General features: G+C 61.4%; 11 protein-coding genes. 5 read left to right on the forward strand and 6 right to left on the reverse strand.

Annotation, left to right across the window (positions count from 1 at the left end; all coding sequences use genetic code 11):
* The first annotated feature begins 49 nt into the window (after positions 1-49).
* Complete coding sequence (locus tag O9X91_RS00100; protein WP_077982781.1) at positions 50-322, forward strand: hypothetical protein; 273 nt, start codon at positions 50-52, stop codon at positions 320-322.
* Here the strand turns inward: O9X91_RS00100 and ppdK are convergent.
* The gene (ppdK, locus tag O9X91_RS00105; protein ID WP_142914158.1) at positions 300-3,026 is read right to left on the reverse strand and encodes a pyruvate, phosphate dikinase; all 2,727 of its coding nucleotides are present in this window, start codon (positions 3,024-3,026) and stop codon (positions 300-302) included. The two genes, O9X91_RS00100 and ppdK, sit on opposite strands and share 23 nt — an antisense overlap.
* 226 nt (positions 3,027-3,252) lie before the next feature.
* Between ppdK and O9X91_RS00110 the strand changes: the two genes are divergently transcribed.
* Entirely contained in the window at positions 3,253-4,224 is a 972-nt protein-coding gene (locus O9X91_RS00110; RefSeq protein ID WP_269834137.1) for a VOC family protein, read from the forward strand.
* A gap of 435 nt (positions 4,225-4,659) precedes the next feature.
* Here the strand turns inward: O9X91_RS00110 and O9X91_RS00115 are convergent, their stop codons facing one another.
* The 3 genes from O9X91_RS00115 to O9X91_RS00125 all read right to left on the reverse strand — a co-directional run bounded on the left by O9X91_RS00115 (position 4,660) and on the right by O9X91_RS00125 (position 9,548).
* Positions 4,660-8,127, reverse strand: a complete 3,468-nt coding sequence (locus O9X91_RS00115) for a chromosome segregation SMC family protein (protein ID WP_269834136.1) — start codon at positions 8,125-8,127, stop codon at positions 4,660-4,662.
* Positions 8,128-8,211: 84 nt separating this feature from the next.
* Entirely contained in the window at positions 8,212-8,892 is a 681-nt protein-coding gene (locus O9X91_RS00120) for a DsbA family protein (protein WP_269834135.1), read from the reverse strand.
* Between the two features lie 128 nt (positions 8,893-9,020).
* Positions 9,021-9,548: a DUF721 domain-containing protein gene (locus O9X91_RS00125; RefSeq protein WP_137409897.1), complete on the reverse strand. Its 528-nt coding sequence runs from the start codon at positions 9,546-9,548 to the stop codon at positions 9,021-9,023.
* 98 nt (positions 9,549-9,646) lie between these two features.
* Here O9X91_RS00125 and mutY point away from each other — a divergent pair, with 98 nt between their 5' ends.
* Positions 9,647-10,783 carry an A/G-specific adenine glycosylase gene (gene mutY / locus O9X91_RS00130; protein WP_269834134.1) on the forward strand — a complete coding sequence of 379 codons (1,137 nt, stop codon included), beginning with the start codon at positions 9,647-9,649 and terminating at the stop codon, positions 10,781-10,783.
* Between the two features lie 46 nt (positions 10,784-10,829).
* A complete protein-coding gene (locus O9X91_RS00135) occupies positions 10,830-11,441 on the forward strand; it encodes an HAD family hydrolase (RefSeq protein ID WP_269834133.1) in 612 nt (203 codons plus the stop codon).
* Between the two features lie 333 nt (positions 11,442-11,774).
* Here O9X91_RS00135 and O9X91_RS00140 read toward each other — a convergent pair whose 3' ends face one another.
* Positions 11,775-12,920: a site-specific DNA-methyltransferase gene (locus O9X91_RS00140; RefSeq protein ID WP_077982790.1), complete on the reverse strand. Its 1,146-nt coding sequence runs from the start codon at positions 12,918-12,920 to the stop codon at positions 11,775-11,777.
* A gap of 236 nt (positions 12,921-13,156) precedes the next feature.
* Here O9X91_RS00140 and O9X91_RS00145 point away from each other — a divergent pair, with 236 nt between their 5' ends.
* Positions 13,157-14,257, forward strand: coding sequence for a hypothetical protein (locus O9X91_RS00145; RefSeq protein ID WP_142914150.1), 1,101 nt, complete (start codon positions 13,157-13,159; stop codon positions 14,255-14,257).
* An 84-nt stretch (positions 14,258-14,341) separates the two neighbouring features.
* On the opposite strand, the gene O9X91_RS00150 is transcribed toward O9X91_RS00145, so the two are convergent.
* Positions 14,342-14,815 (reverse strand): DUF1284 domain-containing protein, encoded by a 474-nt coding sequence (locus O9X91_RS00150; RefSeq protein WP_269834139.1) that lies wholly within the window; start codon positions 14,813-14,815, stop codon positions 14,342-14,344.
* Between the last annotated feature and the right edge of the window lie 9 nt (positions 14,816-14,824).

Below are 14,824 nucleotides of genomic sequence, written 5' to 3' on the forward strand. Positions count from 1 at the left end.
ATCGCGGCAATAAAACTGCCGTACGGCTGTCATATCAGGGAGAAACAAAATGCGTGTTTCCATCGTCCTCGGTTCGCTTGCCGCCATGCTGGCGCTCACCGCCTGCCAGACGCTGACACCGGAAGAGCGGCGGGCGCGGGATGAGGCGACATGCCGGGGATATGGTTTCCGCCCCGGAACGGACCCGATGGCGGGTTGCCTTCTCGATCTGGAGATGGACCGCCGCGCCGATAACCGCGCCTGGCAGGCGCAGATGAACCGCGACATGTTCTACCGCCCCGTGGTGGTGGAGCGGCGCATCATCGTCCAACAGAACCCCTGACGGGAATGAAGGCGACATTGCTTGGCGTCTCGCCCTCTCTCGCCTTCGCAGCCAGCGTCGCCTGCGCCGCCGCAAGCCGGGCGATGGGCACGCGGAAAGGTGAGCAGGACACGTAATCGAGATCCGCATCTTCGCAGAAATGGATCGAGGCCGGATCGCCGCCATGTTCGCCGCAGATGCCGAGCTTCAGTTCCGGCCGCGTCTGGCGGCCGCGTTCGGCGGCGATGCGGATCAGTTCCCCCACACCGTCGAAATCGAGCGAGATGAACGGATCGCGTTCGATGATCCCCTTGCGCTGATAGGTATTGATGAACCGCGCCGCATCGTCACGCGAAATGCCGAAGGTCGTCTGTGTCAGGTCGTTGGTGCCGAAGGAGAAGAATTCCGCGGCTTCCGCAATGACATGGGCGCGTAGTGCCGCACGCGGCAGTTCGATCATGGTGCCGGTGAGATATTCGATCTCCATGCCGGTTTCCTGCGCCACAGCTGCGGCAACACCATCGATGACCGCAGTCACGTAATCCAGCTCGGAGCGGAGGCCGACCAGCGGCACCATGATTTCGGGCACGACGGGTGCGCCGGTAATGCGCGCCGCAGCGACAGCCGCTTCAAAAATGGCGCGTGCCTGCATTTCGGCGATTTCCGGATAGGAAATGGCCAGCCGGCAGCCGCGATGGCCGAGCATGGGGTTGAATTCGTGCAACGCATCCAGCCGCTGGCGGAACACCGTCTGCGGCATGCCCATGGCGGCAGCGACCTCGACGATCTCACCATCGGTCTTCGGCAGGAATTCGTGCAGCGGCGGGTCGAGCAGGCGGATCGTTACCGGCAGGCCGTGCATGATCTGGAACAGCTCGGTAAAATCCGATCGCTGCATGGGCAGAAGCTCGTCAAGCGCTGCCCGCCTGCCCTTTTCGCTTTCGGCGAGGATCATTTCGCGCATCACATGGATGCGGTCGCCCTCGAAGAACATGTGCTCGGTGCGGCAGAGGCCGATACCCTCGGCACCGAAGGCGCGGGCGGCACGGGCGTCGGCAGGCGTATCGGCATTGGTGCGCACCGTCATGCGGCGCAGGCTATCAGCCCATTCCATCAGCTTGCCGAAATCACCCGAAAGTTCCGGCTGTGTCATCGGCACTTCGCCCTTCAGCACCCGGCCGGAAGAACCGTCGATGGTGATGATGTCGCCGCGTTTCAGCATGCAGCCGACGCCGATCAGCACCTTGTTGCGCATATCGACGCGCATGGAGCCGGCGCCGGTGACGCAGGGAATGCCCATGCCGCGCGCCACCACGGCGGCGTGGCTTGTCATGCCGCCACGCGTCGTCAGAATGCCTTCGGCGGCATGCATGCCGTGAATATCTTCCGGGCTGGTTTCGATGCGCACTAGAATGACGCGGCGGCCTTCGGCCTCCGCCGCAACCGCCTCTTCCGCCGTAAAAACGATCTCGCCGGTTGCCGCACCCGGTGAAGCCGGCAGGCCGGAGCCGATGATGGGGCGGGAAATACCGGGATCGATGGTGGGGTGCAGCAGCTGGTCGAGCGATGAGGGCTCGATGCGGCAGACGGCTTCCTCCTGCGAGATCAGCCCCTCCTCCACCATATCGACAGCGATCTTCATGGCGGCGCGGGTGGTGCGCTTGCCGGAACGGGTCTGCAACATCCAGAGCTTGCCGCGCTCGATGGTGAACTCCAGATCCTGCATGTCACGATAGTGGGTTTCCAGCCGCTTGCAGATCGCCAGAAATTCGGAAAAAGCCTCCGGCATCAGCTTTTCCATGGAAGGCTTGTCGGAACCCGATACCAGCCGCGCGGCCTCGGTGATGGATTGCGGCGTGCGGATGCCTGCAACCACGTCTTCCCCTTGCGCATTGACGAGGAATTCGCCGTAAAGCTCCGCCTCGCCGGTCGAGGGATTACGGGTGAAAGCGACGCCGGTTGCCGAGGACGAGCCGAGATTGCCGAAGACCATGGCCTGAACGTTGACCGCCGTGCCCCAGTCGCCCGGAATATTATGCAGGTGCCGGTAGGTCACGGCGCGGTGGTTGGTCCAGCTGGCGAAAACTGCGCCGATGGCACCCCAGAGCTGGACATGACAGTCCTGCGGGAAGGCTTCGCCAAGCTCGTCCTCGATCAGCTTCTTGTAGAGCGAAACGACGTGCTGCCATTCGACAGCCGACATGTCGGTATCGTATTCATGGCCAAGCCGGCCTTTTTCGTCCTCCAGGATTTCCTCGAACATTTCATGATCGAGGCCCATGACGACGTCGCCATACATCTGGATGAAACGGCGGTAGCTGTCCCAGGCGAAACGGGCGTCGCCCGCATCGTGGCCAAGCGCCTCGACCGTGCGGTCGTTGAGCCCGAGGTTGAGGACGGTGTCCATCATGCCGGGCATGGAGGCGCGGGCGCCGGATCGAACAGAGAGAAGCAGCGGCGACTGGCTGCCGCCGAAGGTTTTGCCGGTGACGATCTCCATGCCATGCAGCCCGGCCATGACCTGCAGCTTCAGCTCTTCGGGAAGATCGCGGCCGTTCTTGTGATAAAGCGCGCAGGCATCGGCGATAATCGTGAGGCCGGGGGGAACGGGTAGGCCGAGACTTGCCATTTCGGCAAGGTTCGCGCCCTTGCCGCCCAATATAGCAACGTCACCTGCCCTGCCTTCGGCAGCACCATTGCCGAAGGTATAAACCCATTTTTTCATTCCACGCTCTCCACCCAGAAGCGTTGTCATTTTTCTATCATCTACAGCATTGCCAGCATGTTGGGAACGCCGCAACGTGCAGTTTACATCGCAGTGCAGCATAATTGCGGCGAATTGCGCGCAAGAATTGCCGCAAAGGCCAAATACGGCATGATTGACGCATTCGTGTAGTGCGCTGAAACGGAGTGTTGCCTAAGCCATTCAAATCGCTGCAAAGAGATTATTCATGCAATTTACCCGCCGCCATACGTTGAAATTTGCCGGAATTTCCTGTGCCGCCACCGCTCTTGCCGGGGCGCTCAAAGCGGAAGGGGGTGCAACCCCCGCTAATGCCGCCCTGCCCTTCGCCTTAACGACACCGATGCATGTGGGTCAGGCGGCGCTGCGTGTGCGCGATCTCGATCAGATGATCGAGTACTACCGTTCGGTGCTCGGCATGAACGAGGTGGAAGGCACGGCAAGGGGTGTGACGCTCGGCATCGGCAATGTGCCGCTGCTCGATCTCGTGCACAAGCCGGCAGCGGATTTCGAGAGCCCCACTTCCGCCGGCCTGTTCCACATCGCCTATCTGATGCCCTCCCGCAAGGATCTGGCCCGCTGGCTAGTGCATGCAGCGCTGAAGCAGGTGCCGCTAACGGGTTTTGCCGACCACAATGTCAGCGAGGCGATCTATCTCAACGATCCCGAGGGCAACGGCATCGAGGTTTACAGCGACCGGCCGAAGGACACATGGGTCTGGAACGGTAACGTGGTGAAGATGGGCACCGAACAACTCGATGTCGATGATCTCGTGACGCTGACCGATACCAGAAAAAGCGATTATGAGGCTGCCCCGGCGGGGATGCGTATCGGGCATGTTCACCTACGGGTCGGCGAAATCGCCGCCGCCCGCGCCTTTTACGAAGAGGCCATCGGCCTGCGACCGACGCAGGATGCGCGCTCGGACGCGTCTTTCCTTTCTTCCGGCGGTTATCACCATCATCTGGCGGTGAATACATGGAACAGCAGGGGTGCGAAGGCACGCAACGCTTCCGAAACCGGCCTCGACTGGTTTTCAATTACCGTTCGCAATTCCGCCGATCTGGAAGCGCAGAAGACGCGGCTGCGGGCCGCCGGTTGCGTGCTGGTGGAGATGGAGAATAACGTCGTGGAAGCGATCGACCCCTGGGGCACGCGGCTGCGGCTGGTGCCGGGTTGAGGTTTGAGGCTTTAATTTTGCGGCGAGGAGATGCCGAGAACGCCTGCGCCATATCGTTCGAATTCCGCAAAGCACAGCATCCGCATTCCCTCATTCCTGCGCTCGTCACAGGAATCTAGCCAGCCCAAGTCCTTAGGCTGGAAGAGCTCCTGTCGCCGCGCAGACGCGCGCCGGCTGGATTCCTGTGACGAGCACAGGAATGAGCGAAAAAGGGGCGTGTGCCCCCTAGGAAGAAAGCCTTGCGAGGCCACGGCAGCGGCCTCGCAAGGCATTCCATCCGGTACAGGAAACCGGATGGTGGGGTCTGGAGAGAGCCCTAAGCTTGTGACCAATACATAGCAAAATGCCGCGCGAAGTCGCTCACCCGAATGGGTGAGACAGCGCGATAAATTCCCATTGAGCAAAAGTCGGGAACGTATCCCCCAACAAGCCGCCTCAGACGGCTTCGCGTAACTGTTCGGCGGTCTGCAAATCCACGGAGACGAGTTGCGACACTCCCTGCTCTGCCATGGTGACGCCGAACAGGCGGTTCATGCGCGCCATGGTGATGGGATTGTGGGTGATGATGACGAAGCGGGTTTCCGTAGAAGCCACCATTTCATCCATCAGGTTGCAGTATCGCTCGACATTGTGGTCGTCCAACGGCGCGTCCACCTCGTCCAGCACGCAGATTGGTGCGGGGTTGGTCAGGAAGACCGCGAAGATCAGCGCCATGGCCGTCAGCGCCTGCTCGCCGCCCGAAAGCAATGTCATGGTCTGCGGCTTCTTGCCGGGCGGGCGGGCGAGGATTTCGAGGCCGGCTTCCAGCGGATCGTCGGATTCGATCAGCTGCAATTCCGCTGTGCCGCCGCCGAAGAGATGGGTGAACAGTCGCTGGAACTGCGAATTGACCACGTCGAAGGCGGCGATCAGCCGTTCGCGGCCCTCGCGGTTGAGGTTCTGGATACCGGCGCGCAACTTGCGCACGGCGTCGATGATGTCGTCCCGCTCCTTGATGAGCGCCTCGAGCTTGGCGGAAAGCTCAGCCTGTTCTTCCTCGGCGCGCAGATTGACGGCGCCAAGCCTTTCGCGCTCGATCTTCAGCCGGTCGAGATCACGCTCGACATCGCGTATATCCGGCTTCGGCTGATCCGGGCCAAGGCCGGTCAGGCGAAATGCCATATGTGGCTCGGTATTCAGCGTTTCGCGGATGCGATGTTCCGCCTCCTGCCGTTTTTCGCGGGCGGAGACCAGCCGCTCTTCGGCACGGCCGCGCTTCTCGCGGGCTTCGGCGAGTTCCGAAAGCGCCGTTGCCGCCACCCGGTCGGCGGCGCGCTGCAGGTTTTCCGCCTCGGCCAGCCGGTCGGCGGCAGAGCGGCGGGCGTCTTCGGTCTTTTGCAATTCACTGAGGAGGTTGCGGCGTTTCTCGTCGAACTCCTCGGGTGCAATGTCCAGCTCGGCGATTTCCTCGCGCGCCTCTTCCTCGCGTTCGCGCAGCGTGGCGATATGATCGGCAGCACTTGCCGCCCGCGATTGCCAAGTGGAACGCTCTTGCCCTATCGCCTGGATTCTGCGCTGGCGGCTTTCCGCCTCGCGGCTCACGCCCTCATGGCGGGCGCGCGCTTCCGCCAAGAGCCCGCGGTCGGTGGCGACTTCGAGCTGGCTTTCGCGCAGCTTGAGATCAAGCACGGAAAGATCCGGCGCATCCTCCATTTCGATACGGGCATTTTCTTCCTGAACGGCGATCTCGTCGATTTGGGCGCCGATCTGGTTCAGCGCTTCGGAAACGACATCCCGGCGGCGCAGCAGATCGCCCGAAGCCCGTTCGGCTGAAGTCAGCGCCTCACGCGCCTCGGCAAGCTGTCGGGTCGCAAGCCGGCTCCGGTCACGCACGTCCGAAAGCCGCAATTCGCTGCTTCTGATGTCCTCGGTTTTCGCGGCAAGCTGGTCTTCGGCCTCTTCCAGAATGGAGCGGGCCTCATCCAGTTCTGTCTCGATTTCAACGAGGCGGTTCTTCTGCGACAGGCGAAGTGCTGCTGCACCCGGTGCATCGGCGCTGGCGATATGCCCGTCCCAGCGGAACAGTGCGCCCTCGCGTGTGACCAGTCGCTGGCCAGCTTTCAGCAAAGGCAGAAGGCGACGGGCCTCCGAAACGTCTGCGACGACGCCGATCTGTGCAAGGGCACGTCTAAGCGCATCCGGCGCCTGCGCATAATTCAGAAGCGGTTCGGCACCCTGCGGCAGGGCGGGATCGCCAGCGCCGTCGCCATTTCCGCCCCAATAGGCGGGGGCGCTCGCATCGAGCGGGCTTTCGAGATCGTCGCCCAGCGCCGCGCCCAATGCGGCCTCATAACCGCGCTCCACCGTCATTTCTTCCGCCACCGGCGTGAAACTGCCATTGGCAGCAGCGCTGGAGGCGAGGATTTTGGTGATGGTGCGCGCTTCTGTATCCAGTGCGTTCAGCCGGTTTTTCGCGGCTTCCAGCGGCCCACGCGCCAGTGCTTCGGCGGAACGCGCCTCGGCAACGGCGGCCTCGGCCTCTTCCACGACAATCAAAGCGTCCTCGACCGCGATCTCAGCCGCCTCTACAGCTTCGCGCCGCTCCGCAGGATCGGGAAGGCCGGAGAGCTTTTCGTCGACGGCGTCAACCTCGGCGGATGCTTCCTGCGATTGCCGCTCGAGCCTCAGCTTGCGATCGGAAAGCTCGCGGATCGCCCGCTCCAACTGCTGGCGGCCGGCAGCGGCTTCCGCGCGCTCGGCGGTGATTGATGTGAAGATGGCTTCGCTTTCCGACAGCTTGACGGCCGCAGCCTCGAAGGCCTCGCGCATCTCGTCCGCGTGGCGACCGGAATCGGAGAGGATTTCGAGGAGTTCGGCCTCTTCTTCATCAAGCCGCGCGAGTATCTGGGCATTATCGGCGACCAGCCGTTCCTCGCGGACGATATCTTCGCCAAGCTGCGAGAGACGGCGGGCCAGCTCGTCGCGGCGGCGCAGCAGGCGGTTCGCCTCGTCATCCAGCTGGGTGCGGGCGATCTGCAGGCGTTGCAGGGCGGCGGCGACGCGGGCCTCGTCCTCGCGCAGCTCCGGCAGCTTCAGGCTGGCGATGGCCTGCTGCTTGGCCGCCTCCATCTGGGCTTGCGCCTTTTCGGCGACGATGTTGGTCGCCTGATTAAGCGCGCTTTCCGCCTCGCCTTCCGCTTCCTTCGCCTCCACCCAGCGGATGTGCAGAAGGGTCGCCTCGCGGGCGCGGATATCCGCCGACAGCATCTTGAAGCGGTTGGCCTGGCGCGCCTGACGCTTCAGGCTTTCGATCTGGCTTTCGAGCTGGGCCGTCACGTCTTCCAGCCGCTCCAGATTGGTTTCGGCGGCGCGCAGGCGAAGCTCGGCCTCGTGGCGGCGGGAATGCAGGCCGGAAATGCCGGCCGCCTCTTCCAGCAGCTGGCGACGAGCCTGCGGCTTGGCGTTGATAAGTTCGCCGATGCGGCCCTGCCCCACCATGGAGGGCGAGCGTGCGCCGGTGGAGGCATCGGCAAACAGCAGTTGCACATCCTTGGCACGCGCTTCCTTGCCGTTGATACGATAAACGGAGCCGTTTTCACGTTCGATGCGGCGCGTCACCTGAATTTCATCGGCATCGTTGAAGGCGGCGGGCGCGGTGCGGTCGGAATTGTCGAGATAAAGGCCGACTTCGGCGGTGTTTCTGGCCGGGCGATTGCCGGAGCCGGAGAAGATGACGTCATCCATGCCGGATGCGCGCATGTTCTTGTAGGAGTTTTCGCCCATCACCCAGCGCAGCGCTTCGACCAGATTGGACTTGCCGCAGCCATTCGGACCGACAACGCCGGTCAGACCGGGCTCGATGATGAATTCCGATGGTTCAACGAAGGACTTGAAACCGACGACGCGGAGCTTGTTGAACTTCATGCCGCCATGCTCCGGATATAAAAACGGCAATAAAAAACGGGCGTGCGGACATGTCCGCCGCCCGTTTTATGAAGGCTTCGGTGATCAGAGCAGCTTGTCGATGACAGCCGACATGGTTTCAACCGACATGTCTCCTGCGTATTTTTTGCCGTTGATGATGAAAGTCGGCGTGGAGTTGACGCCGAATTCCGTCGCACCGCGTTGCATGGTTGCGTTCACATCATCCAGAAGTTTCTGGTTCGTCAAGCAGGCCTCGAAAGACTCCTGTGAGAAACCGGCCATTTTCGACATTTGCAGCAGGGCGGCACGTGCATCCTGGGCGGTTGCCCAGCTCTGCTGCTGCTTGAACAGCATGGAAACGAAGGGGAAATACTGTCCTTCCGGTGCGCAGCGCGCCAGCATGAAGGCGGCAGCGGCGCGCGGATCGAACGGGAATTCGCGCAGCACGAAATAGACCTTGCCGGTATCGATGTACTTCTTCTTGATTTCTTCGAAGGTCTTGTTGTGGAAGTTAGCGCAGTGCGGGCAGGTCATCGACATATATTCGACGATCTTGACGGGTGCGTTGGCATCACCGAGCGCTGCTTCCGGCAGCGGGCCGGGCTTCATGACAGCAGCCATATCCACATCACCGGTGGATTCAGGCAATTCCTGCGCCTGGGCAATACCGGGCGTGAAGGCAAACGGCAGAGCCGTGGCAACGGCGGCAAGGGCAACACCGCCGAGAAGGCTGCGACGGGAAATGGTCAGTTCGGGAAAATGCATGAAAGCACCTGTTGGTAATAGACTCTATTGTCCGTTGATTCCGATATAGCGACGGCCTGTTCATCACAAGCGGGGTTTTGGACTCTTCTTGTCAAAGAATTGTGACCAGTCAAGGACAACCGCATCGATCAAATGCTTCGGCCGCGCGGCTTCTTCTGCAAGACCGCCGTGCCGAGCCGTTCCACCGCCTTGCGCAATGCCTCGCTCTCGATGCCTTCCATCATGTCATCGAGACGTTTTGCCGCATCGCCGCGCAGGGGCTGTGGTTTGCGCCGGCGGGTGATGGCCTGCGACACCGGCTTCTGCACGATCCTGATCTGGCGCACCGCCGGGAAGCCGAAAAAGCCGTTGATGCGGGCAATCAGTTCGCCCTGCGCATGGGTGAGAAACAGGGCACGCGCGCCTTCGCAGGCGATCGTCAGCACGCCGGGCTGATAACCACCGCGATCCGGGCCTTCGTCGCGGCGTGGCCAGGTGATCTTTTCGGGCCGTGTGCAATCGGCAAAATCGTCGCCGGCAATCTCGTCCCAGGAGCCGAGCAGCGCGGTGTTGATGCCGGCGCGTTTCGACAGGACCGGGTCCATGATGCCATTGGCAACTTCGGCGATCTGGACGACGCCTTTCCTCTGTTGAACGCCCTTCTGGGGATAACGCATGTTTCACTCACGTTTTGGGAGCCGGCGAATCCGCATGTTCTTGATCGCCCGCTTCTTATGTCCCAACTATAGGCCAAATCGAACAGAAACGGCAAACCATGCTTCAAAAAACCGCCTCGTCGTCTTATGCGCAGATGCTGCTCGCATGGTACGACCGGCATCATCGCGAATTGCCCTGGCGCACCTCCCCGGCCATGGCGGCGCAGGGAAAACGTTCCGATCCCTATCACGTCTGGCTTTCCGAAGTGATGCTGCAGCAGACGACGGTGCAGGCGGTCAAACCCTATTTCCTGAAGTTTCTCGCCGCCTGGCCGCGTGTTGGCGATCTGGCGGCGGCACCGGTCGAGGATGTCATGGCCGCATGGGCGGGGCTGGGTTATTACGCCCGCGCCCGCAACCTGAAGAAATGCGCGGAAGCCGTCGCGCGCGAACATGGCGGCGTCTTTCCGGATACGGAAGAGGGCCTGAAGCAATTGCCCGGCATCGGCGATTATACGTCCGCCGCGGTGGCGGCCATCGCCTTCAACCGGCAGGCTGCTGTCATGGACGGCAATGTGGAGCGCGTCATCTCGCGCCTCTTTGTCATCGATGCGCCCCTGCCCGGCTCCAAGCCAGCGATGAAAATGAAGGTCGCCGAACTGACGCCCGCAGACCGACCCGGCGATTTTGCCCAGGCGATGATGGACCTCGGCGCAACGATCTGCACGCCGAAGCGGCCGGCCTGCGCGCTCTGTCCGTTCAATGGCGTCTGTCTGGCGCTTGCGGAAGACGAGCCGGAACGGTTTCCGGTGAAAGCCGCGAAAAAGGCAAAGCCGGTGCGGCTCGGGGCTGCTTTTGTGGCCGTCAATACAGAAGGTGAAATCCTGTTGCGACGGCGCATCGACAGCGGGCTTCTGGGCGGCATGACCGAGGTGCCGACAACGGCATGGACCGCCCGTCTGGATGGCGGCACGGAGGTGAGCCACGCGCCCTTTGCCGCCGACTGGCAGGCGGCGGGCGTCATCGTGCATGTCTTCACCCATTTCGAACTGCGGCTGACAGTCTATCGCGCGCAGGTGCCGGACAGGCTTCAGACCGGCCCGGATGACGGATGGTGGGAGCCGGTTACAAATCTTGACGCGCAGGCGCTGCCAACGGTGATGAAGAAAGTCATCGCGCAGGCTATTCCATCCACGCATCGGCCCGAAAATCGGAATCGATTTTCGACAGGAACGATGCGCAACTCAAAGTTTTAGAGCGTTTTTCAGACGCTCTAATATCCGATGAAAGCAGGAAATTTCGATGACCCAGATTGAGCATATCGTATTCGACATCGGCAAGGTGCTGATCCACTACGATCCGCATATTCCCTATAGCCGCCTTATCCCCGATGCCGACGAGCGCCAATGGTTCTTCGACAATGTCTGCACCCATAACTGGAACCTCGAGCAGGATCGCGGCCGCCGCTGGGAGGACGCCGAGGCCTTGTTGGTTGAGAAATTCCCGGACCGGGAAGAGCACATCCGCTCCTTCCGCAAGTTCTGGCATGAGATGGTCTCGCATTCCTACGACGACAGCGTCGCAATCATGGTCGGGCTGATCAACAGCGGCCATGACGTGACGATGCTCACCAACTTCGCCTCCGACACTTTTCGCGAGGCGCAGAAGATGTTTCCCTTCCTCACCTTGCCGCGCGGCGTCACCGTCTCTGGCGATGTGAAGCTGCTGAAGCCTGACGTGGCGATCTATGAGCTGCACGCCAGGGAATTCGGCCTTAACCCCGCCGCTAGCATCTTCATTGACGATACGCTCGCAAATGTCGAAGGCGCAAAAGAAGCCGGCTGGCAGGCGGTGCATTTTACCGGCGCCGAGAAACTGAAGCAGGATTTGCATGCTTTTGGGGTGGAGGTTTAATCATGCACAGATCAGGAAAAGAAATTGGCGCAGGCGGAAATGGCGGTCTCCGGCCTGCGCCAGTCCTGCCGCAAGCGGCATCGGACGCAATGTTTTTGTGAGCTTTCCGAACCGGATTTTCACAACCATTGCTCTGATTTGAGACAGTATTGTTCGTCTCTTGCGCGAAACTTGCCTGACTAAAATAATATATTCGAAAATACCAACGCCCGACACCGAGGTGCCGGGCGTTGGTCGTTCTCCATCCGGGACTGAAGGTACTAAACCGGACGGAGACGTATGCTGGCAAGGGCGGGCGGTGGATCGTCCGTCTTCAGCCTTTTGGACTTTCGACTATTCGGCCTTTGCCATTTCACTGCGGATGATGGCTCTGAGATCGTCGATCGGCTTCAGGTCGTCGCCGTCTTCGAAGTGCCAGAACGTCCATCCGTTGCATGCGTCGAGACCCTGCACCTTCGCGCCGAGGCGGTGGATGGAGCCGGCGGTTCCGGCGGATGCAAGCGTACCATCCGCACGAATAATGGCGCTATAACGGCGCTTCGCATCCGTCAGCACCTGGCCGGGGCGGACGAGGCCGCTTTCCAGCAAGGTGTTGAAGGCAACGCGGGGCTCGGCCTTCTTGCCGGTCATGACGGTCAGTTCCGCCTTGCCGAGCGGCTCGACGGCGGCGATGCGGGCGGACGCCGCGTCGATATAATCCTGCTCGCGCTCAATGCCGACAAAGTGACGGCCGAGACGTTTTGCAACAGCACCCGTGGTGCCGGAGCCGAAGAACGGATCGAGCACGACATCGCCCGGCTTGGTGGACGCCATGATGATGCGCGCCAGCAAGGCTTCCGGCTTCTGGGTGGGATGCACCTTCTTGCCGTCCTCGCCCTTCAGCCGCTCATTGCCGCTGCAGATCGGGAACAGCCAGTCCGAGCGCATCTGCACATCGTCGTTGGAAGCCTTCAGCGCATCGTAATTAAAGGTATAGCTCTTGGCTTTCGGATCGCGGCTCGCCCAGATCATCGTCTCATGGGCGTTCTGGAAACGGCGGCCCTTGAAATTGGGCATGGGGTTGGTCTTGCGCCAGACGATATCGTTGAGGATCCAGAAATCGAGGTTCTGGAGCATGGCGCCAACGCGGAAAATATTGTGATAGGAGCCGATGACCCAGATGGTGCCATTGGGCTTCAGCACACGGCGGCAGGCGAGCAGCCAGGCGCGGGTGAAGGCATCATAGGCCTCGAAGGAGGCGAACTGGTCCCACTCGTCATCGACGGCGTCGACCAGCGACTGGTCGGGCCGGTGCAGCGTGCCGCCAAGCTGGAGATTATAGGGCGGATCGGCGAAAATCGCATCCACCGACTGGCTCGGTAGGGCATCCAAGGCAGCGACACAATCACCTTTGATGATGCTGTCTTTCCAGGCGTCACTCTCACCCGCACGATCAAAACCGGCACGCCGAAAATCGGCCAGCGGAAAAACTGCTGCCATTGGTACTCGCTCCATACGCTTACTCTCTACTGATGCTTATGGTTACCGAAGATGGTTATCAAAGCCTGAACAAGTCACGGAAAATGCGAAATAAATCGCTGTCGCGGCACGCAGGCGCGATTTGCGGCGGCCGGCGGGGAACCCGAAGCCGGGCAAAAACGTTGTGCACAATGGGTTCTCCTGTCCCCGCATATCGGCGCGGCGGGAGGAGCCATGATGGCAGGGGGTAATCCGCAATGGGGTCCGTGATGAAAATGGCTTCTTTTTCCATGAGTGTCGCCTGCGCCGCACTTTTCGCAACGGCGCTGCCGGCGGCCTCGCAGGCGCAGCAACCGGCCCCGCAATATAACGTCGTCACCGATGCGGTCCTGTTCGATGGCGGCCCCTCGCTCGGCAACAGCGACAGGGTGCGTTGGGATTTCTACAAGGCAGACCGCTCCGGCGGCCGCACCGACGACAATGCCGGCGGGTCCTATGACGCCACCTTCGAGGCGAAACTGCCGGCGGGCAAATATGTCGGGGTCGCGGCGCTCGGCAATGTGACCCGCGAAGTGTCGTTCGAGGTCAAGGACGGAAGCGTCGCGAGGCCGAAAGTAAATTTCGATGCGGCCGAATTAACCGTCGTGCCGAAGCGCAGCGCCGGCGGCGATGTGGAGACGCAGGCGAAAACCGAAATCACCAAGGGCGACTTCAAGGACAGTGTCTATGGGCAGAATACTGTCTTCGTGCCGGCCGGCGAAATCACCCTCACCGGCAGCATCGGCCCGGCGCGGGCTGAGGAGACGCTTGCCATCAAGGCCGGCGATAAGATCAGCCACGAGCTGGTGATTCCAAGCGGCGTTGTCGTTGCCAAGGCGGTTTATGCGGAAGGCGGCAGGGCCGTCGAAACGGATGATATCCGCTTCGAGGCCATGTCGGCCAAGGAAACACTCGATGGCACGCGCCAGACCATCAACGGCACTTACGGCACCGGCAAGATGATGGAAATGCCGGCCGGGGATTTCGTCATGCGCGCCCGTCTCGGCAAGGTGACGGTGGAACAGCCCTTCACCATGACTGCCGGACAACGCACGGAAATTACCCTCAATCTCGATGCCGGCGTTCTCGCCATCACCGCCCCTGGTGCTGAACGGATCGATATCGTCGAAACGACCAAGGATCTTCAGGGCACGCAGAAGGAGATTTCCGGTCGTTACGGCACGAAACATCAGGAAACCCTGCATCCGGGCGATTATTCGGTGAAGGTAAGCTACGACAAGAAATCCGGTCGCGAGCCGAAGGAAATCAAGGCGACGGTCAAGGCGGCGGAGCGGACCGAGACGACGGTGGCGGAGTAATTGCGGCGGGGCGCTTGTTCCCTGCTCCCTCTCACCTCATCCCTGTGACAAGCACAGGGATGAGGGCCGGCGGAATTTAGAACATCAGAATTTCCGGCCGGAAGGCCCATATTTGGGCCTGAGCATCGGATGGCTGGAAAGACCCGCCTCATCCTTCGGCACCACCTGCAACGGCGCGCCGATTTTCACGCCGGCAAATCCCGAGGCCGCGATGCGGTCGCACAGCCTGATCCACTGGCAGCCGCGACAGGCCTGCCGGATGTCTCCAGCGACAAAAGCCAAGCGCATCTTGGTGAGAAAATCCGGCGTCACCCGCAGCCTTTTACCGGCGGCCAGTGCCTCGCCCAGAAGCGCCGACACCGACAGACGGGCCGTCTCGTCCCGCTGCACAATGCCTTCGTTGAAACAGTGGGCGTGGCTTTCGCAGAGCAGACCTTCGCAGATATCGTCCGCCCCTTCCACCAGTTCGATATCCTCGCCCGCATTCAGCCGGGCGGCGACACGGTCATAATTTTCGACGAAGCCGGACGTATATCCCTTGCCCACATAGGTCAGCATACAGAGAAG

Origin of the sequence: Agrobacterium salinitolerans (assembly GCF_027498475.1) — a bacterium.
In the GTDB taxonomy this organism is placed as follows: Bacteria; Pseudomonadota; Alphaproteobacteria; order Rhizobiales; family Rhizobiaceae; genus Agrobacterium; species Agrobacterium salinitolerans.